Below are 20,854 nucleotides of genomic sequence, written 5' to 3'. Positions count from 1 at the left end.
GCGGCCTGACGTGGAGAACCACCATTGCGCCCATGCTTCAGAAGGCGGCGAGCGGTCTGACTGGATCATTTACGTCTCACCTACCAGCTGTGACTCACACCAGGCCGTGCGACTGGGCGTAGAGCGCGGCCTGAGTCCGGTCGCGCAGCCCCAGCCTGCCGAGGATGCGGGAGATGTGGTTCTTCACCGTGCCCTCCGACAGGTACAGGCGCTCGGCGATCTCCCGGTTCGTGGCTCCGGCCGCGACCAGCCGCAGCACCTCGACCTCCCGCACGGTGAGCGGTTCGCGCTGCCCGCCGGACCGGTCGAGCACCGCCGCCAGCCGTGCCGCGGCGGCCGGGTCGAACTGGGCCACGCCCGCCGCGGCGAGCTTGACCGCCGCCGCCAGCTCCTGCGACGGCAGGTCCTTGAGCAGGTAGCCGGTCGCGCCCGCACGCAACGAGCGCACCACGTAGTCCTCGTCGTCGAACGTGGTCAGCATGACGACCCGGCAGCCGGGAGCGCGCTTTCGCAGCAGTGCCACCGCCTCGACGCCGTCGATCCCCGGCATCCGCACGTCCATCAGCACGACGTCCGGGGCCAGCGTCACCGCCTGCTCCACGGCCTCGTGCCCGTCGGCGGCGGTGCCGACGACCTCGATGCCCGGCTGCAGGCCCAGAAGTGACGCGATGCCCTCGCGGATCAGCCGCTGGTCGTCGACGACCAGCACGCGGGTCACGCGGTCCTCGCCGCGGGAATCGTGACGGTCAGCCTCGTGCCGGACGACGTGCTGGCGAGGTCGACCCGCCCACCTGCCAGCGCGACCCGCTCCCGCATCCCGAGCAACCCGAACCCCTCCACCGCCGCGCCCATGCCGCGCCCGTCGTCGGCCACGGTCAGCCGGGCCCGCTCGGCGCCGAGGTCGACGGCGACCGCGATGCGCGTGGCGGCGGCGTGCCTCCGCGAGTTGGTGATGCCCTCCTGCGCGGCCCGGTACAGCGCGTGCAAGGCGCTGGTGTCGTGGCCGTCGGGTGAGCCGCTGACCGTGAGGGTGACGTCTCCTTGGCCCGCAACGAGTTCGTCGAGAGCGGCGAGCAGGTGGAACGACCGCAGCGACCGCACCGACTCGCGCACCTCGCCCAGCGCCCGCCGCGCCGACCGCTCGGCGTCGAGGACAGCGTCCTTCGCGGTGCCGGGTTCGCGGTCGTGGAACGCGGCCGCCTTCTCCAGCAGCACCACGATCGCGGTCAGGTGGTGGCCGAGGTCGTCGTGCAGATCCCTGGCCACCCTCGCCCGCTCCGCCGCCGCCGACAGCTCGGCCACTGTGCGGTGCGACTCCTGCAACCGGATGCGCCCGTCCCGCTCGCGCACCGCCACCGCGGCCATCGCGATGGCGAGCACCAGCCCGACGGTGAGCATCACCAGGTCCGACACCCGCTCCACGTGGGCGTACCAGTCCGGCGTGCTCGCCACCGCCACCGCCAGGCACACCGCGGCCAGCCCGATCGCGACGGTCTGCCCGAACGCGAAGTACGCCGTGAACGGCACGAGCACCAGCAGCACCCGTGCCATCCCCGAACCGTCCACATGGGCCAGTCCGACGTACAGCGCGGCCCGCAGCCCCAGCAACGCCGCCGCCACGGGCTTCGGCGTGCGGACCGGGTAACGGCGGAACTCGGCCACGTCGACTGCCACGAGCACCATGAGCCCGCCGACGAGCAGCGGCAGTCTGGTGGTGCCCAGCCCGAGGACCGCGGCGTACACCCCCGCGGCCAGCACCGCGGCACACAGCACGGGCGAGACCCAGGGCGCCGGTCGCGACGTGTGCATGCCGCTCAGGCTAGTGCCGTTGGCCATACGGACTTTGCGAGCCACACCAGCACCACCGCGCAGACGACATGCGCCAGCGCGGACCAAGGCGTGTCCGGCAGCGCCGCGAACACGCCCAGCACCGTGAAGCTGATCCCGTAGCCCCAGGCCGGCACCGCGGGAAACACCTTCGCCCGCACCATCGACACCCCGAACAGCACGGTGCCGAGCACGAACGCCAGCGACGCCCCCTTCAGCACCGCCTGCGTCACCGCCGCCACCTGTCCCGGCTCCTGGAAGAAGAGCACCAGGTTCAACGCGAACGCCACCCCGGTGAACAGCCCCAGCCCGAGCATGTTCGCCGCGAACGCGAACGCCCCGAACCTCCCCGACGCGTGCGCCTGATGCCCGTGCAACGCCACCACCGCCGGCGCCCCGAACGCCGTCCCCAGCCCGATCACCAGACTGGTCGCCGCCGTCTCCCCGGTGAACGCCTCGACGGCCCCCGGCACCCCGATCGACAGGGCGAGCACACCCCCGCACACCGCACCGAACCTCGGCAAGAAGACCTTGTTGTCCGTCACGCCACCGACGCTATGAACGCGGCCACCGTGCCCCGAAGTCACCACCGGCCACTTCGGACGTCAGAAGTAATGCCCCGAAGGGTGCCGATCGGCACATGTCACGTTCGGCACCTGTGCAGCGATGTCGTGGGCGAGGGAGGCGTGGTGGCGAAGTCGCTGAAGTCGCAGACAGGCCGGGTCGTGGCCGCGATCGTGCTGGCGGGCGCGATCGCCGGGCTGGTGCTCGTGATCCGCTCGTCGACCGAGCAGAGGTCCTGGGCCAGCACCGAGGGCACCGTGCAGGAACGGCTGCGCTCGGGGAAGAGCATCTCGGTCAAGGTCGAGTATCCGCTCCCGGACGGCACCAAGCAGGTGACGGTCCTGTCGGAGAACGGACCGGCCAGGCACCCCGGTGACCGCGTGACCGTCCGCTACGACCTGGAGAACGGCCGGGTCGTCGAGGCCGCCCTGGCCGACAACGACCAGGCGCACTGGGTGGCCGGCGGCATGCTGGGCTTCGTGATCCTCGGCGCGTTCTTCGCGAACCTCATCGCGTGGGCACCCAAACCGCGATCCGGGTGACTCACCGAACGCCCGGCACGGCCTGCGCCCTGGCGTTGCGTTCGAACCGGGACCATTCCGGTGCGGCACAAGAGGTGCAGTCCGGCCCGAAAAACACACCGCGAGCCTGTTCGTCGCCGAGCAGGTGGAACCGGAACCACGCGGTGACGGGCCCCCGGTAGCCGCCGCCGTGCCCGGTGGGCTCGGTGTGACCGGCTCCCGCGAGCTCCCCGTAGACGGCCGGCACGTGGCTCGTCTCCCGGTACCGCGGGTGAACCAGCAGCAGTGGCGATACGACCAGGTCCAGCTGACCGGCCAGGTAGAACGCCGGCCCGTGCAGCAGCCGGTGGTCGCCGAACGGCCCTGGCTGGATCGGCACGACGGTGTCCACCCTGGGATCGGCGCCCGTGACGATGGCGCCGGCACCGCCCTGGGAGTGGCCGGTGCCGCCGACCCGGTCGAGAGCGACCCTGCCGCGGAAGACGCCGCCGGGCCGGTGGTGCTCGGCGGTGACGTGGTCCAGCCCGGCGAGCATCTCCCTGCCGGACCCGGCGGCGCCCGTGTCGGCGGCGACCACGATGAAGCCGTGGGAGGCGAGATGCCGCAGAAGCCCGGCGTACGTCTCCGGCGTGGACCCGCTGCCGTTGCCCCACAACAAGACTGGATGCGTGCGGCAGCCCCCGAGCCGGGCCGGGTGGAAGAGCGTGTGCCCGGCCCCGCTCGGCGTCTCGGCCACCGCGAACGGACCGGGCGCTGCCCAGGCCTTTCCGACGGACGGGCAGCCGGGCGAGGCGGAGGTGTCCACTTCGGACAGAGCCAGCAACAGAGCCACCGCCGCGCCCAGCGCGAGAGCACGGGCTACCAGGCCCTTCCAGTGGTCCACGATCTTCGCACCCCTCCTCGCGGAACTGCTCGTACACTGCGAGGTTAGCGGGCTGCGCTACCCCTTACAGGCGAACGCAGTAGGCCGTTCAGGGGTGATCGTGCTCCGTCCTGAGCGAACCAGGTCAGCTCACAAGCGCGTGCAACGTCCTCGGCGAGTTGTGCCGGATCCCGGTGCCACAGCAGCACCGACGCGCCGATCACCCCGCTCTCGCCCTGGTTTCCCTCCCGGCCGGCTTTGCGGACGTGGACCTCGTGCTCACTTGTAAGACCGCTCAGATCAGGGCCCGGTTCGTGAAACCTCTTGCCCGGCATGACCGGCGGCCACAGCCAAGCTGCTTGAAGGTCCTGCTGAACCGGCTCCGGCACCGGCGATCCCGCCTGCATCCTGAGGCTCACGACCTCCAGGTTCACCCCGGCGTGCAGCCGTGCCAGCTCCGGCACCAGCGCGCCCGGTGCCCGGCCGGCGACCTCCAGCACCACCAGCTCACCGTCCGGGTTCACGGCGAACTCGGTGTGCACGACGAAACTCCCCCGGCTGCCCAACGCGCGCACGACACGCTCGTTCAGCTCGTGCGCGGCAGCGGTGAACGGCGACTCCTGTTCGGTGACACCGCCGAGGATGCGCCCGGCGTCGAGTCCTAGCAGCGGCCCCAGGTACCGGCCCACCAGCACCGGGGTGATCTCACCGTCCCGCACGACCGCGTTGACGTGGTGCAGGGTGCCGTCGACGAACTCGTCGGCCTGCCACCCGGTCTCACCGTCGTGCGCGGCCAGCCAGTCGTGCACGTCCTGCGGGGTGCGCAGGATCGTGATGCCGCGCGAGTTGGCCTCCTGCCGCGGTTTCGCGACCGCGGGCAGCCCGATCTCCTCGACCAGCACCTCGGCCGCCTGCGTGGTGACAACGGGTTCGAATGCGTGAAACCGCGGCACCCGCACGCCACCGGCCGCGAGCAGTCGTTTCATCAAGACCTTGTCCCGATACGCGGCCGGCTGTTCGGGATGCCGGGCCGCGAGGCCCAGTTCCGCCCGCAGCCGCGCGCACTCCGCCAGGCAGTACTCGTCGTTCGTCACGACCTCGACCGGCCCCTCGAACCCGAGGAGGTGCTCCAGCCACTTCCCCCTGTCCAGCACGGTGATCTCGGGCGCGGGACCGGTGACGTCCTCACGCAGCACCGCGTCCGCCGGGCCGTCGGTCAGCACGACGACGTCGAACTCCCCGGAAGGAAACGCCACGGCCGGCGCGACGGTGAACGGCTGCTTCGACTGCAGCGCAACGATCTTCGTTCTCATCAGTGCCCCCCGCGCTTCTCGCCGATCCACTGGAGTCAAGACTCCCGAACCGCGGAGCTGCCAGGGCACGCTCGTGACTGGTGCCACGGTCGGATCGGCGCACGCGAGTGGTTATGTTAGCGTTAACAAGTATTGTTCTCATGCGGCACCGCCACCCGCGCAAAACCCACTCCGAACAGCAATCCGACTTCCGCTCAACTTTTCACAGTGCCGTTAGCGCTAACATAGGGCGTTGACCGCCTTGCGGAGACGTGACTACATTCCGTCGCAGGGCCGCCACCACGCGGAACCCGCCCCGGACTGCCCGGGCCATCCCCCGGACCGTCCGTCAACGACGACGTCAGGGGTCTCGATGCGGTCATCCCGGCTCTGCCCAGATTCCCGGCGCCGAGGGCGAAGTCACGCCCCCACCTCCTCCGGATGCGCAACACCTCACTGAACCGCACCGTTTCGCCGAGCAACTGGAGCATCCTCATGTCCTCATCGTTGAGTCGACGCAGGCTCTTCCAAGCCGCGGGTGTGGCGGCCGTCGCGCCGTCGCTGGCGGCAGGTTCGGCGCAGGCGGCCACGGTGCCCCCCGCACGCGGCGACGCGGGGGTGTCGGCCTACGCGTTCGACCTGTCCGAGGTCCGGCTGACGCAGGGCCGGTGGCTGGACAACCAGAACAGAACGCTGTCCTACCTGCGGTTCGTCGACGTCGATCGGCTGCTCTACAACTTCCGCGCCAACCATCGCCTGTCCACCAACGGCGCCGCACCGCTGGGCGGCTGGGAGGCGCCGGACTTCCCGTTCCGCACGCACAGCCAGGGGCACTTCCTCACGGCCTGGGCGCAGGCGTGGGCGGTCCTGGGCGACACGACGTGCCGTGACAAGGCGAACCGCATGGTGGCCGAGCTGGCCAAGTGCCAGGCGAACAACGCGGCGGCCGGGTTCAACACCGGTTACCTGTCGGGCTTTCCGGAGTCGGACTTCGACGCGATGGAAGCCGGTTCACCCAAGTCCGTGTCGTACTACTCCCTGCACAAGACCCTCGCCGGGCTGCTGGACGCGTGGCGCTACCTGGGCAACAACCAGGCGCGGGACGTGTTGCTGCGCCTCGCCGGATGGGTGGACCGGCGCACGGCCCGCCTGTCCTACAGCGTGATGCAGAGGGTTCTGGGCACGGAGTTCGGCGGCATGAACGCGGTGCTCGCCGACCTGTACCAGCAGACGGGCGACTCCCGCTGGCTGACGGCGGCCCAGCGGTTCGACCACGCCGCGGTGTTCGACCCGCTCGCCGCCAACCAGGACCGGCTGAACGGCCTGCACGCCAACACCCAGGTGCCGAAGTGGATCGGCGCCGCCCGCGAGTACAAGGCGACCGGCACCACCCACTACCGCGACATCGCCCTCAACGCCTGGAACATCACCGTCGGCGCCCACACCTACGTCATCGGCGGCAACAGCCAGGCCGAGCACTTCCGCGCGCCCAACGCCATCGCGGCCTACCTCAACACCGACGCGTGCGAAGCCTGCAACACCTACAACATGCTCAGGCTGACCCGCGAGCTGTGGCTGACCGACCCCGGCAGGGCGGCCTACTTCGACTACTACGAGCGCGCCCTGATCAACCACCTGATCGGCCAGCAGAACCCGGCCGACCCGCACGGCCACATCTGCTACTTCACCGGCCTCAACCCCGGCCACCGCCGCGGCAACACCGGCCCGGCGTGGGGCGGCGGCAACTGGAGCACGGACTACGGCACGTTCTGGTGCTGCCAGGGCACCGGCCTGGAAACCAACACGAAGCTCGCCGACTCCATCTACTTCTTCAACGGCACCACGCTCACCGTGAACCTGTACGCGCCCTCGGTGCTGACGTGGTCGTCCCGCAACATCACGGTCACCCAGACCACGACCTACCCGGCGAGCGACACCACGACGCTGACCGTCACCGGCAACGCGGGCGGAAGCTGGACGATGCGGTTCCGCATCCCCGCCTGGACCTCGGGCGCGGTCATCAGCGTCAACGGCGTCGCGCAGAACGTGACCACCACCCCCGGCACCTACGCCTCCCTGACGCGGTCGTGGACGTCCGGCGACGTGGTGACCCTGCGCCTCCCGATGCGCGTGATCGTCCAGCCCTCCAACGACAACGCCAACGTCGTGGCGCTGACCTACGGCCCGGCCGTGCTGGCGGGCAACTACGGCAACACCACCCTGCCGGCGTTGCCCTCGCTGGACGTCAACTCCGTCACCCGCACCAGCACCTCGTCACTCGCGTTCACCGCGAAGGCGAACGGCACGCAGGTGAACCTCGGCCCCTTCCACGACGCGCACGGCTTCAACTACACCGTCTACTGGAGCACCACCAGCGGCGGCACGACCCACCGGCTCGTCAACGCCGGCACCGGCCTGGTGCTGGGCATCCAGAACATGTCCACCGCGGACGGCGGCCTCGCCGTGCAGTGGCACGACAGCGGCACAGCCGACCACAACTGGCAGCTGATCACCGACGGCTCCGACGTGAGGTTCCGCAACGCCAACAGCGGCAAGGTGCTCGGCGTGGAGAACATGTCCACCGCCGACAACGCCCGCGTGCTGCAATGGTCCGACAACGGCACCGCCGACCACAGGTGGACCCTGATCGCCAACGGCGACGGCACCTACAAGATCCGCAACGCCAACAGCGGCAAGCTGCTCGGCATCCTCAACGGCTCCACCGCCGCGGGCGCGCAGGTCGTGCAGGACTCCGACAACGGCAGCGCGGACAACCGCTGGCGCCTGATCGCCAACTGACCACAGTGGACAGCGGGCGAGAGGACACCCTCTCGCCCGCACGCACACGGGTGACGCACCCTCAGTGACCGCCGACCACCTTGACCACGATGACGACACCACCGATCAGCAGGTTGACGAGTCCGCTGAGGACCGACATGAGCACGCTCGCCTTCATGTGCCGCCCCGCCGTGCAGCCCCAGACGAACATCGTCGCGGTGTCCACGGCGACCGACCCGTACAACGCGGCGGTGAGCGAGAAGGACCCGAACGCGGAGGCTGGCGGAGTTCGACCCGGACACGGTCTCGCTGGACCAGGTGCGAGGCGTGCTCCGGGACGGACCGGCAGTGCCCTGAACGCTTCAGGCGCGGAGGCGTTCGAGCCCGTCGAGGAGCAGGTCGAGGGTGAACTCGAACTCGACCTGGCCGTCGCACCACCCCAGCGTGGGATCGGCGCTGTCGTGCATCTCGGCCGCCATCATGGCCGCGAGATGCGGCATCTGCTGCGCGAGCGCGGCAAGCTCCGCCTCTGAGGCGCCGTCCTCCGCCCCGCCGTCGGCCGCTCCGGGGCTGAAGATCTCCTGCACGAACCCGAGCGGCATGCTGCCGAACGCGTGCAGCGCGCGGTGCGCGAGCCGGTACGAGAACCCGGCGTCGATCATGACGCCCAGAATGCCGTCGTAGTACGCGAACACGCGCGGCGGAATCGTCCGGCGCGTGCTCAGCAGCCCCGGCATCCACGGATGGCGCAGCATGACCTGGCGCGCCGCGAGGAACTGCCGCCGAATTCGCGCACGCCAGTCGTCGCCGTTCGCCGGGGAGCCGGCGGTCGCGGCGTCGATCTCCGCGAGCACCGTCTCGACGACGCCGTCGAGCAGGGCTTCCTTGGCGGGCAGGTGGTAGTAGAGCGACATCGCCTCGACCCCGAGGTCGGCCGCGAGGCGGCGCATCGTCAGCGCCTGGATTCCTTCGGAGTCCACCAGGGCGACGGCCGCCGCCAGCACTCGCTCGCGGCTGAGCGGCGTCCGTGATGCCTTGGCTGTCACCTGTCTCCTCACTCTTGCCCCCACCTTACATCGTAAGTTACCTTACGACGTAAGGTGCCTTACGTCGTAAGGTTCGGCCCTCGAAGGAGCCAAGATGCACGCGCTTGTCCGCACCGCCCGCACGACAGGCCTGCTCTACCTCGGCCTGGCCTTCGCCGGCGCCCTCGGTTTCCTGCTCATCCGGTCACAGCTCTTCGTGGCGAACGACCCCGCCGCGACGCTCGCCAACCTCGTCGAGCACAAGACGCTCGCCCGTGCCGATGTCGCGTTCGAACTGCTCGTCGTCCTCACGCAGGCGCTCGCCGCCGTGTGGTTCTACCGGCTGTTCCGCACCGCGGACTCGTTCGCCGCCGCCGGCATCGCCGCCTTCGGCCTCGTCAACGCGGTCGCGATTCTCGCCAGCGCGGCGATGCTCGGCACCGCGCTCCAGGTCGCGCAGACGCCGGCGGGCGACGCGGCCGCCACCGTCCAGCTGCTCTACCTGATCAGCGCGAACCTGTGGGGCGTCGGGGCGTTGTTCTTCGGCCTGTGGCTGATCCCGATGGGCTGGTGCGTGCTCCGGTCCGGATGGATGCCGCGCGCGCTCGGCTGGGTGCTCATCGCCGGCGGCGTCGCCTACGTGCTCAACGCGTTCGTGCGCTACCTCGTCCCCGGCGCGGACGCCTTCGTCGACGCGCTCGCCCTCCCCGCGACCGTGGGAGAGTTCTGGATGATCGGCTACCTGCTCGTGCGCGGCGTGGGCGGTCGCGCCCGCGAGGAAACGCCGGCAGCTGCGCCGGCCGCGGTCTGACCGGTCGACGTCCGGGGCGTCGCGGCCCCGGACGTCAGCTCGTTGCGGCCGAGCAACCACACCGCCGTGTCGTAGCGGCAAGGTGCGCCGGTCCGGGAGCGCTTGGCAATACGATCTGACTCATCATGTGCGAGCGCGCGGACGATCCCACGGCCAAAGGCGACGGCTCCATCAACGACCCACTGCTCTCCACCCCCGTGGCCAGACTGCTGGCACTGGCGATGGGCACCGGCATCCGCGTGTTCGACGTGCCCGCGGCACACAGCGTCGGACTCGCGGGCCTGGTCGGTGTCAGCTCCGGCGACGACGGCGAGCCGCAGTGCTCGATCGGACTCACCGACGACCTCGACGACGACCTGCGCGCCGACGTGCTGGCGTTCGGCCTGGCGGTGCTCGTCGGCACGCCCGAGATCCTCGACGAGAGCCCGGACGGCGTCCTCGGCATCAGCAGGCAGCGACTCCCGCAGGCCGGCAACGGCCCCGGCAACCTGGCCTGGCACATGTTGCAGACGTGCGGCCGCGAGTCACCGTCGACGACGTTCCGGCTGATGGTCATCCAGTCCGACGAGTAGGCCAGTCGCAGGAGGACCGGCCAGTCGAGGGCGACGTCGGCGAGGATGGCGGAACATCTGCTGAGCGCGCTGGCGGACGACCTCGCCCACAGGTGAGAAAGCCGGCTGTCAACGGCACCGGGGTGTACTGCCGGTCGCGACCGGCGGCCTGACCAGTACCGCACAAGACTTCCGACGCTTGCTCACCGATCCGGTGTTCCCCGGCGCCGTACTCGTCACGGGCTTCGTCAACGCCGCCCTGTTCGCCTGCCTCAGCGGCGCGACCTATGTCCTGCAAGGCATCTACGGACTCCCGCCGCAGGGCTACTCCTACGCGTTCGGGCTGAACTCGCTGGGTTCATGGTCTTCGGGTTCGCCGCCACCACCCCGCCCGCGACCTCGCTGGCCCTCGCGCACTACCCCGGCATCGCCGGCACCGCCTCCGCGCTGCCCGGGACGGCGAGGTTCGCGTTCGGTGGTCCAGCCGCGCCCCTGGTCGGCCTCGCGCTCGCGTCCACGGTGCTCGCCACGGCCGCCTTTTGGTGACCGCGCGGCACCGGGACGCCGGCCGTCACCTTGTTTCCGCTACTTCCGCAGCCCGTGGTGCGCCACGCCGACCGCGTACGACGCCGACCGCCACCACGACCGCCGCGACCAGCAGACTCAGCAGCAGCTGGGAACGGGCATCGGCGTCGAACAGCATGCCCACCAGCAGGGCCACCATGCCGACGATCGCCGCCCACGTCAGGTACGGGTAGCCCCACATGCGCAAGGTGAGCTGCTCGGGGGTCCGCTCTTCCAGGTGCTTCCGCATCCGCAGCTGGGACACCGCGATGGCCAGCCACACGAACACCGCCACCGCACCGGAAGAGTTGACCAGGAAGAGGAACACCGTGTCCGGCGAGAGGTAGTTCAGCGCCACCGTGGCGAATCCGACGACGGTGGAGGCCAGCACCGCGGCCGTCGGCACTCCTCGCCGGGAGACCCTGCCCATCACCGCGGGAGCCTCACCGCGCCGGGAGAGCGAGAAGACCATCCGGGAAGCGGTGAACAGACCTGAGTTCAGGCAGGACAGCACCGACGTGAGCACCACGACGTCCATGACCACCGCGGCCGCGGGCAGACCGAGCGTGTCCAGCACCGCTACGTAAGGACTCTTGGCGACATCGGCGTCATCCCACGGCAGCAGAGTGACGACGACGGCGATCGAACCGATGTAGAAGACGAGGATGCGCCACACCACCGATTTCACCGCGGCGCGCACCGCCTGCACGGGGTTGGCCGACTCCCCCGCGGCGACGGTGGCGATCTCCGCGCCGAAGAACGAGAAGACCACGACGAGCATCGCGGCGAAGACCGGACCCGTGCCCTGGGGGAAGAAGCCGCCGTGGCCGGTGAGGTTGGTGAGGCCCGGAGAGTCGAAGCCCGGCAGCAGGCCTCCGATCGCCAGCACTCCCACCGCGAGGAACACGGTGATCGCCGCGACCTTGATGCCGGCGAACCAGAACTCGAACTCGCCGAACGACCGGACCGAGTACAGGTTCGTCAGCGTCAGCACGATCGTCAGCAGGAGCGCCCACGTCCACTGCGGCACGGCCGGGACCCAGCGGTGCACGATCGCGGCCCCGGCGGTGGCCTCGATGCCGACCACGACGACCCAGAACCACCAGTACAGCCACCCGATCGCGAAGCCGGCCCACGGGCCGATCGCGCGTTCGGCGTAGGCGGAGAAGCTGCCGGTGTCGGGATTGGCCGAGGACATCTCGCCCAGCATCCGCATCACGAGCACGACGAGCAGACCGGCCGCGGCGTACGAGAGGAGCACGCCAGGCCCTGCCTTGCCGATCGCCGCACCACTGCCGACGAACAACCCGGCGCCGATGACCCCGGCAATTGCGATCATGCTGAGGTGCCGCTTGCGCAACGAGGGTTGCAGGTCCTGCGACATCGGCCCTCCTTCCCTCGACGAGAACGATCGACTGTTTCCGATCAGTCTGCGAGTGCCGCCCTGCGAGGGACAGTCGACAAATCGTCGAAGGTGCGCTGCCGCGTTGTCCAAATCCGACAGTCAGTCCGGCTGCGGTGACAACGATGTTTCCGGCACGTCAACGCTGGTCGAGTTGATCAGCACAGCGAGGCCGGCGCGGTTGGTGAGGCCGAGCTTGCGGTAGATCTGCTCGAGGTGCTTGTGCACGGTCCGCGGGCTGATGCCGAGGTTGCGGGCGATCTCCCGGTCGGTCGAGCCGTCGGCCACGTGCACGGCGACGTGCCGTTCCCGCGGTGTGAGCTCGGGCAGCCGGGCGAACGAGCGTGTGGCCTGTTCGGACACCAGCGTCGCGTGCCGGGCGGCCGCGACCAGCGCGGCCAGCCGCTCACGCCGGACCAGCGCCTGGGACAGGTGGGGCGCCAGCAGGTCGACGACCGCCCGGTCGCGCCGGGAGAAGCTGGGCCGGGAGCGGTTGAACACCACCACGCTGCCCCGGCGCCCGTTCAGCCGCACGACCCGCAGCAGCTGGTCGACCGTCCCCTCTGGACGGTAGAAGTCGGCGTAGAGCGGTAGCCGCAACAGGCTTCGCCGGTCCTCCAGGTCGGTCAGCGCGACCGAGGACGTGGGCGACAACCGGCCGGAGCGGTACGCCGTGAACGCGGGATGGTGTGCCACCGCGGCGACGAAACCGGGACGGCCCAGCAGGTTTCGTTCGGGGCGGGTGATGTGAACGCTCGTCAGCCGTCGTGCGACGTGGTCGCTGCCGATGATTCCCGCCGTGTCGCAGCCGACGAGGCGCCCCAGCCCGTCGAGGGTTGGAAGCGTGTCGTCGTCGTTCCACTCGTGCACCAGGTCGAGAGCGCGGCGCAGGTCGCGTGCGGTCAGATCTGCCACAGAACGAAAGAGCCCCAGCAGCACCCGCAGATACGACTACGCAGAAGTACGTATGGAGGCGAACACCCCGTGGTTGGTGGCATGGAAGCCCCAACCCAACCACGGGAGATTCGAATGATCGCAACGAAGCGGATCGCCGCGGTGGCCGGACTGACCGCCGCGGCCGTGCTGAGCCTCGCGAACACCGCGTCGGCGGCGCCGGCGCAGTACACCGAGACCAGTCTCAACCTCAACAGCAGCCTCGCCTCGAACCTGTCCGGGTTCGTGGTGGCGGCACCACCCAACGCGGCCGACAGCCTGCAGCGATGGCACGCGACGGAGCGCACCATCGCGTTGCCGGGCGGGGGAAGCGCGTCCGGGTGGCAGCTGAAGAACGTCGCCACCCAGAAGTGCATCTCCGACGCCGGCGCCAACGCACAGGTCAGGGAGGTCACCTGCGAGACGGCACCGGGTTCGGCCACCAAGCAGGTGTGGCAGACCACGGGCCTCAAGCACGTCAACGGCAAGCTCTACTGGTTCTGGGAGAACGCCACGACGCACCGCAAGCTCAAGAACAGCGGTGAGGTGACGGACGGGAAGTTCCCCACGTTCAAGGTGATCGCGTCCACGGACGCGCTCAGCCCGGGGTCGGCGCGGGAAGCGCTGCACCTGTGGAACGAGATCCGCGTGGCCTGACGGCAGGGGCACGGGCTCGCCCGTGCCCCTTGTCACACGACATGCCCACCTTCGGTGGTCCTGAAAGCCGCGATGAGCCCGTCAGCTGAATCAGTGGCATGGTGCTGGAGTCACTTGGATCGAATCGGGGTACAAGACCGATACCGTGCACGCGCGCGTTCTGCACGGCAGGCCACCTCGCGTGGCCGGACGGAACCGGTGCGGGCCTGTTGAGCAATCCAGCACCCGCACCGGTTCGGTTTCCCTCACCCGGAGTGGTGCAGCCATCGAAGCTCCGACGCCGTACCATTCGCTGCGAGCGTTGAGCCTCCAGCGCCGCGAACTCGCTCTCAGCGAAAGGCGATGCGGCATGGACGACCTGGTTACCACGCCTGTGCGGGCGGACGCGCAGTCCGCGGACGCGGACAGGCAAGACCCGGTGGAGCGGCTGGACGAGGCGACCGCGGCACTGGCGATGCTGAGGGACGGGTTCTCCGCCGAGGAGCCCCTCGACGAGGTCCTGCAGCGGCTCGCCGAAACCGCGACGAGAGCCATCCAGGACGCCGATGCCGTCACCATCACCGTCGGGCCTCAGCAACCGAGAACCGCCGCGGCCAGCGACAGCACACTCATCGAGATCGACGAGAAGCAGTACGGCGCCAACCGCGGTCCCTGCCTGGAGGCCGCCCGCACACTCCACGCCGTCCGCGCGGTCGTCGGTCAGAACAACGACACCTGGCCGGAGTTCGAGGCTGCTGCGGACGAACACGGCGTGCGCGCCTATCTGTCCGTACCGGTCGTGCTCCCGGCCTCGAACCACAACGACGCCATGCACGTGGGATCGCTCAACATCTACAGCTACACCGCGACGGCCTTCGATCCGTTCGATGAAAGCGTCATGCGGCTGTTCACCACCGCCGCCAGCGCGGCGATCGCCAACGCCCACCAGTGGCAACGGTCCCGCGAGCACATCAAGCAGCTCGAGACCGCACTGGTCTCGCGAGCGGTGATCGAACAGGCCAAGGGCGTGCTCATCGCGGTGCACTCCTGCACAGCGGACGAGGCCTTCACCATGCTCGTCCAACGCTCCCAGCACGAGAACGTCAAGCTCCGCGACGTCGCGCAGAACCTGCTCGACAGCGTCAGTCAGCGCTGAGCCGCCGCGAAAGTCGCAGAAACGTCGCGGCGTGCTGTCATGGGTGCGTTCAGGGATGCAGACCGGGGCCCGGCTCCGTGCCGGGAGCGATTGGAGTCGGACTGAGCGCGGTGTCGTCCTCGCCCTCTTCGAGGAGCGTGGCTGCGGCGCCGACGACGCGGACGTCCGGGGTGCCGACCACCTCGAGGTCCCTGTCGGCGTAGTCGAAGCGAGCCAGGACGCTGCGCATGGCCTCGATGCGAGCCCGTTTCTTGTCGTTGCTCTTGACCACTGTCCACGGTGCGATCTCGGTGTCCGTGACGCGCAGCATGGCGACCTTCGCCTCGGTGTAGTCGTCCCAGAGGTCCAGGGACTTGATGTCGTTGGGGCTGAGCTTCCACTGGCGCACCGGGTCGATCTGCCGGATGACGAACCGGGTCCGCTGTTCCTTGCGGGACACGGAGAACCAGAACTTCACCAGCAGCACTCCATCGTCGACGAGCATCCGTTCGAACACCGGCGCCTGCCGCATGAACAGCTCGTACTCCGCCTGGGTGCAGTACCCCATGACGTGCTCGACCACGGCGCGGTTGTACCAGGACCGGTCGAACAGCACGATCTCTCCCGCGGTCGGCAACTCGCGGACGTAGCGCTGGAAGTACCACTCGCCCCGTTCGCGCTCGCTCGGCTTGCCCAGGGCGACGGTCCGTGCGCCGCGTGGGTCGAGATGTTCGGTGAACCGCTTGATCGTGCCACCCTTGCCGGCGGCGTCACGGCCCTCGAAGAGGATGACGAGACGTTGCCCGGTCTCCCTGACCCAGTGCTGGAGCTTCAGCAGCTCGATCTGCAACAGCCGCTTGAGCCGTTCGTACTCGGGACGGGGCATCCGTTCGGTGAACGGGTAGTTCTCCCGCCAGGTGAGCACCTCCCGGCCGTTCGCGTCGCGCAGCACCGGTTCGTCGGCGTCCCGGAAGTCAGCGGTGTAGCCCTCGACCACGAGGTCGTGCGAGCCGACAGTCAGGTCGGTCACGAAAACCTCCGTACGTCTCACGTCAGCAAGCGGTGGTTCCACGGGCCTCGCTCCGGTCCGCGCTGTCGACGTCGAGCAGGCTCAGCAGCGGTTCGACCTGTCCTGCGCGGAACGCACGGCGCTGGCGGTCCGCGCCGCCTCCGTCACCGTCCAGCAAGCGCAAACCTCGTTGCACCGCAGTCAGATCACCGTTGGCCTCGAACACGGGGGTGAGTCGCCGAACCAGATCGCTCAGCTGTTGCCGGACCGGCCGCGACTCGCCGGACGACACGTCCAAAGTGCTGCCTCGCAGGCCTTCGTTCGCCGCACCCCAGCAAGCCTGCCGCAAGGTCTCCTGTGGAATCGGCTCCGCCGGTACGCCGCCTTCGACGTCGACAACCGCCTTCGCGACGAGTGCGCGCACAAGCGCCGCGAGCAAGGCCGCATCGTCCACGGTCACGGCGACATCCGCGATCCGCACCTCCACGGTCGGCAGCTCGGTGGCGGGCCGCACGTCCCAGTAGACCATCGCCCGGTCCAGTGCCGTCCCCGCAACGATCAGGGTGTCGCAAACCTCCTCATAGTGCCGCCACGACCTGAAAAACGGCGGCGGGCCGGACACCGGCCAACGCGACCACACCGTCGAGCGCCAGCTCGCGAAACCGGTGTCCTTCCCGTCCGAGAAGGGTGAGTTCGCGGTCACCGCGGCCAGCACGGGCAGCCATGGCCGCACGTGGTTGCACACCTGCACCGCGGTCTCCCGATCGGGTACGGCGACGTGGACGTGGCATCCGCAGATCAGCTGCTGCTCGGCGAGCGCACCGAACTCGCGGGCGATTCGGCGATAACGCAAGCTGTCCGTTATCTCCCCGGTGGCATGGCCCAGCGGAGGCGCCCCCACGGCGATGGCCCGGCACCCGGCCGACCGCGCGGCCTGCGCGACCGCGCGACGCGTCTCGCACAACTCACTGCGAACTTGCTCCACATCACGGCACACCGACGTGTTGATCTCCACCTGCGCCCCGGTCAGCTCGTGTTCCAGCTCGAGGCCGAACTGCTCACGCGCAACGGCGAGAACATCGTCCGCCCGGTTCACCGGGACGCCGGTCACCGGATCCACCAGGAGGAATTCCTCCTCCACACCGACCGTCGGGCACCACACGCGCTTCGCTGACGCCTGCTCCACGTTTCACCGTCCTGCTCATGGCACCGATACGCGCTGCCGGGGAACTGGCGGATACCCCTTGCGCGGCGAACGCACTCAACCTGCGCTCCGGTGAATTCAGTGCGTTCGACCGAGCTGGTGCTCACACGACCTCAGCTGGAACTACCGCCATCGTGGCGACCGGAAACGTGACGCTGCTCGGTGTTTGCCCGGGCTCTGCCGGGCTAATTCCTCCGCACCAGGACGAACTGAGCGGAGAACGAGAATGAGTGCTGCTGGAGCACTGCGATCGCTGGCACGTGAGCACGTCGCCGTCGCCGCGCTCACGATCCCCCGTCTGCTGCGGCATCGGGTGTGGCGTGACGCGAATCCCCACGAGGGTGCCGGCCTCGGCGTGGTCCTGGTGCCGGGTTTCGGTGCGGGCGACTTCAGCCTCACGTTCGCCACCACGTGGTTGCGCGACCGCGGCTACGTGCCGGTGGGCGCGGGTGTCGGGTTCAACGTGGGCTGCACGGCGGAGCTGGTGGACCGCGTCGAACGACGTCTGGAGGAGCATGCCGAGGCCACCGGCGGCCCGGTGGTGCTGCTGGGGCAGAGCCGCGGTGGCGCGCTGGCCCGCCTGGCCGCCGTGCGCCGCCCGGACCTGGTGTGCGGCCTGGTCATGCTGGGCAGCCCGGTGATCGACCCGATGGGCGCCCATCCTCACGTGCTGCTCGCCGCGAAGGCACTGGCCCGGCTGTCCGCGATCGGCGTGCCGGGGCTGATGAACACCGACTGCCTCTCCGGCACCTGCTTCGAGGACAACGTCAAGGCGATCAGCGCTCCCCTGGACGTGCCCGCGGTGTCGATCTATTCCCGATCCGATGGAATCGTGCCGTGGCGGCTGAGCCTCGACCCGGCCGCCGAGTGCGTCGAGGTGCACAGCACCCACACCGGCATGGGCCTCGATCCCGACGTCTACCTCGCCCTGCGACCACGTCTCGCCACGTGGGCCGCCCAGCGGTACGACCTGCGCGATGCCGGGTGACGAACAACTGCTGCGAACAGCAGAAGAGATCTTCGGCTGGACCGAGCTGCGGCCCGAGCAGCTGCTCGGTATGCGGCACCTCGTCGACGGCCAGGACGTGCTGGTCGTCATGCCGACCGGTGCCGGAAAGTCCGCCATCTACCAGGTGCCCGCGATCCTGCTCGACGGCCCGACCGTGGTGGTGTCACCGCTGATCGCCTTGCAACGAGATCAAGTCAGGGCGCTGCGAGCCAGCGACGCGCCCGCGGCGGCCGCGGTGAACTCGGCGCAGACCGCGGCGGCCAGCGAGCAGACCTGGCAGGCGTTCACCGCTGCCAGGACGGAGTACCTCTTCCTCTCACCCGAACAACTCGCGAACGCCGACACGCTCCAGCGGCTGCACCAGGCGAAGCCTTCGTTGTTCGTCGTGGACGAGGCACACTGCGTGTCGGCGTGGGGACACGACTTCCGGCCCGACTACCTGCGACTGCGCCACGTGATCGAGCGGCTGGGCCATCCGCCGGTGCTCGCGCTGACCGCCACCGCGAGCGGCCCGGTCCGCGCTGACATCGCCGAGCACCTCGGCCTGCGCGACGCGGTGGTGATCGTCGCCGGGTTCGACCGGCCCAACCTGCACCTGAGCGCCCGGTTCTGCACCGACGAGGACGATCGCGGACGGGCGGTGACCGACTGGGTGACGGGCCGCGCCGGACCCGGCCTGCTGTACGTGGCCACCCGCAGGGACGCCGAGCGGTACGCCGCCGATCTGGCCGGCGGGAACCTCGCCGTGGCGGCCTTCCACGCCGGTATGAAGGCCGCTGACCGGCGGCAGGTGCAGGACGGTTTCATGCGCGGTGATCTCGATGTCGTGGTGGCCACGTCGGCGTTCGGCATGGGCATCGACAAGCCGGACGTGAGATTCGTGGCGCACGCCGCGACACCCGGCTCGCTCGACGCCTACTACCAGGAGATCGGCCGGGCGGGACGCGACGGCGAGGCCGCGGAGGTCATCCTCTTCCACCGTCCGGAAGACCAAGGCCTGCAACGGTTCCTCGCCACCCGGCAGCTCGACCGCGACTGCGTTCGCCAGGTCGCCGCCGCGGTTCGCCGCCTTCGCCTTGGTATCGCGATCACCGAACTGGCGCGGCGGCTGGACTGCTCCCGGCGGAAGGTCACCGGTGTCGTGAACCTGTTGGAGGACGCGGAAATCGTGCGGACCGAGCAGGACCGGGTGCGGTACGCCGAAGGCGCTCCCCCACCGGCGAAAGCCGTCGCAGCCGTCGCCAAGGAGGCCGAGCGACGAGCGAGACGAGACCAGTCACGGGTGGAGGTCATGCGCGAGTACGCCGAGACGCGCGGCTGCCGCAGGCGGTTCCTGCTCGGCTACTTCGGTCAGGAGCTCGACGAGCCGTGCGGCAACTGCGACACCTGCGACGAGGGCGTGGTGGCCGACGACTCGGGCTCTGCCGAGTACCCGCCCAACTCCGTCGTGCGCCACGAACAGTGGGGCCGAGGCACGGTCGTGCGGCGCGAAGCCGACCGGTTGATGGTGTTGTTCGACGACGTCGGCTACAAGACGCTCTCACTCGCCGCCATCGGCAGCACCGGGGTGCTCGAACGGGGGTGACGGTCGGCATTCTCGCGGTTGAACACCGTCCGCACGGGAACACCTGCGGTTCCGAGATCTCATCGTCGCGAGGTGGCCGCTCATGTCCGAAGACCAGTACACCCGCCAGGACCCGAGGACCCAGTATCCGCGCCCAGGTGACCAGGAGGGCCAGGAACAGCCGCATCCCGGCACAGACCGGCGGATGGGGCCGGAGCCCGACCACGGCGAGCGCACCTACCGGGGCAGCAACCGCCTGCTCGACACCAAAGCCGTGATCACCGGCGGCGACTCGGGCATCGGCCGTGCCGCGGCTCTCGCGTTCGCCCGCGAAGGCGCCGATGTGCTGCTGTCCTACCTCGAGGAAGAGCAGGCCGACGCCGAGCGCACCGCCGAGCTCGTCCGGGACGCCGGTCGGCAGGCCGTGCTGGTGCCCGGCGACCTGCGCACCGAGGAAGCGTGCCGCGAGGTGGCCAAGCGCGCCGAAGAGGAGTTCGGGCGCATCGACGTCCTGGTCAACAACGCCGCCTACCAGATGGCGCAGAGCGAAGGCCTGCTCGGCATCAGCAGCGACCAGTTCGACCGGGTGTTCAAGACCAACGTGTACGCGATGTTCTGGCTCTGCAAGGCCGCGGTGCCGCTCATGCGTCCCGGCGCCGCCATCATCAACACCTCGTCGATCCAGGCGTTCATGCCCTCTCCCCCGCTCATGGACTACGCCGCCACCAAAGCCGCCATCGTCAACTTCACCAAAGCCCTTTCGGCCGACCTCATCGGCAAGGGCATCAGGGTCAACTCGGTGGCTCCCGGCCCGGTCTGGACACCACTGATCCCCGCCACGATGCCCGCCGAGAAGGTCGACGACTTCGGCGCACAGACGCCGATGGGCCGCGCCGCACAACCCGCCGAACTGGCACCGGTCTTCGTCTTCCTCGCATCGCAGGAGTCGAGCTACGTCACCGGAGAGGTGCTCGGCGTCACCGGCGGCCAGCTGCTCACCTGACGCGAGCGGCGCACAGCACGCCTATGTCACCTGGTCGAGCAAATCTCCAGTGGCTGGCGTAGACATCCGTGCCTGACCGCGTGTAGCCTTCTACAAGTAGCGAGAGAGAGAACGTCATATCGGCACGGGAGATGACGAACTACCCGTGAAGTGAGACAGAACAG

At 69.5% G+C, this 20,854-nt stretch carries 21 protein-coding genes; 10 read left to right on the top strand and 11 right to left on the bottom strand.

What is annotated here, in order from left to right; all coding sequences use genetic code 11:
• Positions 1–94: 94 nt before the first annotated feature.
• The 3 genes from C8D87_RS21340 to C8D87_RS21330 are packed head-to-tail and all read right to left on the bottom strand — an operon-like array spanning position 95 to position 2,372.
• Positions 95–718 carry a response regulator transcription factor gene (locus tag C8D87_RS21340; RefSeq protein ID WP_109638444.1) on the bottom strand — a complete coding sequence of 208 codons (624 nt, stop codon included), beginning with the start codon at positions 716–718 and terminating at the stop codon, positions 95–97.
• A complete protein-coding gene (locus C8D87_RS21335) occupies positions 715–1,809 on the bottom strand; it encodes a sensor histidine kinase (RefSeq protein ID WP_112228060.1) in 1,095 nt (364 codons plus the stop codon). Before C8D87_RS21335 ends, C8D87_RS21340 begins: the two co-directional genes overlap by 4 nt.
• A 5-nt stretch (positions 1,810–1,814) precedes the next feature.
• Complete coding sequence (locus C8D87_RS21330) at positions 1,815–2,372, bottom strand: hypothetical protein (RefSeq protein WP_170166521.1); 558 nt, start codon at positions 2,370–2,372, stop codon at positions 1,815–1,817.
• A gap of 144 nt (positions 2,373–2,516) precedes the next feature.
• Here C8D87_RS21330 and C8D87_RS46045 point away from each other — a divergent pair, with 144 nt between their 5' ends.
• On the top strand, positions 2,517–2,933 hold the full coding sequence (locus tag C8D87_RS46045) for a DUF3592 domain-containing protein (protein WP_170166520.1): 417 nt from the start codon (positions 2,517–2,519) through the stop codon (positions 2,931–2,933).
• A 1-nt stretch (position 2,934) separates the two neighbouring features.
• Here C8D87_RS46045 and C8D87_RS21320 read toward each other — a convergent pair whose 3' ends face one another.
• Both C8D87_RS21320 and C8D87_RS21315 read right to left on the bottom strand, forming a co-directional pair.
• The gene (locus tag C8D87_RS21320) at positions 2,935–3,795 is read right to left on the bottom strand and encodes a poly(ethylene terephthalate) hydrolase family protein (protein WP_233442221.1); all 861 of its coding nucleotides are present in this window, start codon (positions 3,793–3,795) and stop codon (positions 2,935–2,937) included.
• A gap of 44 nt (positions 3,796–3,839) precedes the next feature.
• Positions 3,840–5,087 (bottom strand): ATP-grasp domain-containing protein, encoded by a 1,248-nt coding sequence (locus tag C8D87_RS21315; protein ID WP_112228057.1) that lies wholly within the window; start codon positions 5,085–5,087, stop codon positions 3,840–3,842.
• A 474-nt stretch (positions 5,088–5,561) separates the two neighbouring features.
• On the opposite strand from C8D87_RS21315, the gene C8D87_RS21310 reads away from it, so the two are divergent.
• Entirely contained in the window at positions 5,562–7,865 is a 2,304-nt protein-coding gene (locus tag C8D87_RS21310) for a beta-L-arabinofuranosidase domain-containing protein (RefSeq protein WP_112228271.1), read from the top strand.
• 61 nt (positions 7,866–7,926) lie between these two features.
• Here C8D87_RS21310 and C8D87_RS46040 read toward each other — a convergent pair whose 3' ends face one another.
• Both C8D87_RS46040 and C8D87_RS21305 read right to left on the bottom strand, forming a co-directional pair.
• Positions 7,927–8,070, bottom strand: a complete 144-nt coding sequence (locus C8D87_RS46040) for a hypothetical protein (RefSeq protein WP_170166519.1) — start codon at positions 8,068–8,070, stop codon at positions 7,927–7,929.
• A 136-nt stretch (positions 8,071–8,206) separates the two neighbouring features.
• The gene (locus C8D87_RS21305; RefSeq protein ID WP_170155054.1) at positions 8,207–8,890 is read right to left on the bottom strand and encodes a TetR/AcrR family transcriptional regulator C-terminal domain-containing protein; all 684 of its coding nucleotides are present in this window, start codon (positions 8,888–8,890) and stop codon (positions 8,207–8,209) included.
• A gap of 94 nt (positions 8,891–8,984) precedes the next feature.
• Between C8D87_RS21305 and C8D87_RS21300 the strand changes: the two genes are divergently transcribed.
• From C8D87_RS21300 to C8D87_RS47010, 3 genes are all read left to right on the top strand, one after another.
• Complete coding sequence (locus tag C8D87_RS21300; protein WP_112228056.1) at positions 8,985–9,680, top strand: DUF4386 domain-containing protein; 696 nt, start codon at positions 8,985–8,987, stop codon at positions 9,678–9,680.
• Positions 9,681–9,805: 125 nt separating this feature from the next.
• Positions 9,806–10,252, top strand: a complete 447-nt coding sequence (locus C8D87_RS21295; protein ID WP_109638435.1) for a hypothetical protein — start codon at positions 9,806–9,808, stop codon at positions 10,250–10,252.
• Positions 10,253–10,591: 339 nt separating this feature from the next.
• Positions 10,592–10,777 (top strand): hypothetical protein, encoded by a 186-nt coding sequence (locus C8D87_RS47010; protein WP_215732411.1) that lies wholly within the window; start codon positions 10,592–10,594, stop codon positions 10,775–10,777.
• Positions 10,778–10,802: 25 nt separating this feature from the next.
• On the opposite strand, the gene C8D87_RS21285 is transcribed toward C8D87_RS47010, so the two are convergent.
• Together C8D87_RS21285 and C8D87_RS47005 are read right to left on the bottom strand one after the other, a co-directional pair.
• On the bottom strand, positions 10,803–12,179 hold the full coding sequence (locus C8D87_RS21285) for an amino acid permease (protein ID WP_109638434.1): 1,377 nt from the start codon (positions 12,177–12,179) through the stop codon (positions 10,803–10,805).
• Between the two features lie 120 nt (positions 12,180–12,299).
• Positions 12,300–13,112, bottom strand: coding sequence for a helix-turn-helix transcriptional regulator (locus C8D87_RS47005; protein WP_215732410.1), 813 nt, complete (start codon positions 13,110–13,112; stop codon positions 12,300–12,302).
• A gap of 114 nt (positions 13,113–13,226) precedes the next feature.
• Between C8D87_RS47005 and C8D87_RS21275 the strand changes: the two genes are divergently transcribed.
• Entirely contained in the window at positions 13,227–13,787 is a 561-nt protein-coding gene (locus tag C8D87_RS21275) for a hypothetical protein (RefSeq protein ID WP_112228055.1), read from the top strand.
• Between the two features lie 349 nt (positions 13,788–14,136).
• A complete protein-coding gene (locus C8D87_RS21270) occupies positions 14,137–14,922 on the top strand; it encodes an ANTAR domain-containing response regulator (RefSeq protein WP_112228054.1) in 786 nt (261 codons plus the stop codon).
• A gap of 49 nt (positions 14,923–14,971) precedes the next feature.
• On the opposite strand, the gene ppk2 is transcribed toward C8D87_RS21270, so the two are convergent.
• Together ppk2 and C8D87_RS21260 are read right to left on the bottom strand one after the other, a co-directional pair.
• Positions 14,972–15,931, bottom strand: a complete 960-nt coding sequence (gene ppk2, locus C8D87_RS21265) for a polyphosphate kinase 2 (protein ID WP_233442220.1) — start codon at positions 15,929–15,931, stop codon at positions 14,972–14,974.
• Positions 15,932–15,953: 22 nt separating this feature from the next.
• Positions 15,954–17,096: a carboxylate-amine ligase gene (locus tag C8D87_RS21260; protein ID WP_109638430.1), complete on the bottom strand. Its 1,143-nt coding sequence runs from the start codon at positions 17,094–17,096 to the stop codon at positions 15,954–15,956.
• 244 nt (positions 17,097–17,340) lie between these two features.
• Here C8D87_RS21260 and C8D87_RS21255 point away from each other — a divergent pair, with 244 nt between their 5' ends.
• The 3 genes from C8D87_RS21255 (at position 17,341) to C8D87_RS21245 (ending at position 20,690) form a co-directional block, all read left to right on the top strand.
• Positions 17,341–18,102 carry an alpha/beta fold hydrolase gene (locus tag C8D87_RS21255; protein WP_109638429.1) on the top strand — a complete coding sequence of 254 codons (762 nt, stop codon included), beginning with the start codon at positions 17,341–17,343 and terminating at the stop codon, positions 18,100–18,102.
• The gene (locus C8D87_RS21250; RefSeq protein WP_112228052.1) at positions 18,092–19,708 is read left to right on the top strand and encodes a RecQ family ATP-dependent DNA helicase; all 1,617 of its coding nucleotides are present in this window, start codon (positions 18,092–18,094) and stop codon (positions 19,706–19,708) included. The genes C8D87_RS21255 and C8D87_RS21250 overlap by 11 nt, the downstream gene beginning before the upstream one ends.
• Positions 19,709–19,790: 82 nt before the next feature.
• Complete coding sequence (locus tag C8D87_RS21245; RefSeq protein ID WP_109638427.1) at positions 19,791–20,690, top strand: SDR family oxidoreductase; 900 nt, start codon at positions 19,791–19,793, stop codon at positions 20,688–20,690.
• The last annotated feature ends 164 nt before the right edge of the window (positions 20,691–20,854 follow it).

This window comes from Lentzea atacamensis, from assembly GCF_003269295.1.
Taxonomy (GTDB): Bacteria; Actinomycetota; Actinomycetes; order Mycobacteriales; family Pseudonocardiaceae; genus Lentzea; species Lentzea atacamensis.
Note: the sequence above shows the minus strand (reverse complement) of the source record. Positions and strands in the feature narration are given on the sequence as shown.

Coding starts and splice junctions, on each gene's coding strand:
- C8D87_RS21335 (WP_112228060.1), bottom strand. CDS start 1,809: ATGCACACGTCGCGACCGGCGCCCTGGGTCTCGCCCGTGCTGTGTGCC.
- C8D87_RS47010 (WP_215732411.1), top strand. CDS start 10,592: ATGGTCTTCGGGTTCGCCGCCACCACCCCGCCCGCGACCTCGCTGGCC.
- C8D87_RS21250 (WP_112228052.1), top strand. CDS start 18,092: ATGCCGGGTGACGAACAACTGCTGCGAACAGCAGAAGAGATCTTCGGC.
- C8D87_RS21270 (WP_112228054.1), top strand. CDS start 14,137: ATGGACGACCTGGTTACCACGCCTGTGCGGGCGGACGCGCAGTCCGCG.
- C8D87_RS21310 (WP_112228271.1), top strand. CDS start 5,562: ATGTCCTCATCGTTGAGTCGACGCAGGCTCTTCCAAGCCGCGGGTGTG.
- C8D87_RS21275 (WP_112228055.1), top strand. CDS start 13,227: ATGATCGCAACGAAGCGGATCGCCGCGGTGGCCGGACTGACCGCCGCG.
- C8D87_RS21255 (WP_109638429.1), top strand. CDS start 17,341: ATGAGTGCTGCTGGAGCACTGCGATCGCTGGCACGTGAGCACGTCGCC.
- C8D87_RS21315 (WP_112228057.1), bottom strand. CDS start 5,087: ATGAGAACGAAGATCGTTGCGCTGCAGTCGAAGCAGCCGTTCACCGTC.
- C8D87_RS21295 (WP_109638435.1), top strand. CDS start 9,806: ATGTGCGAGCGCGCGGACGATCCCACGGCCAAAGGCGACGGCTCCATC.
- C8D87_RS21285 (WP_109638434.1), bottom strand. CDS start 12,179: ATGTCGCAGGACCTGCAACCCTCGTTGCGCAAGCGGCACCTCAGCATG.
- C8D87_RS21300 (WP_112228056.1), top strand. CDS start 8,985: ATGCACGCGCTTGTCCGCACCGCCCGCACGACAGGCCTGCTCTACCTC.
- C8D87_RS21245 (WP_109638427.1), top strand. CDS start 19,791: ATGTCCGAAGACCAGTACACCCGCCAGGACCCGAGGACCCAGTATCCG.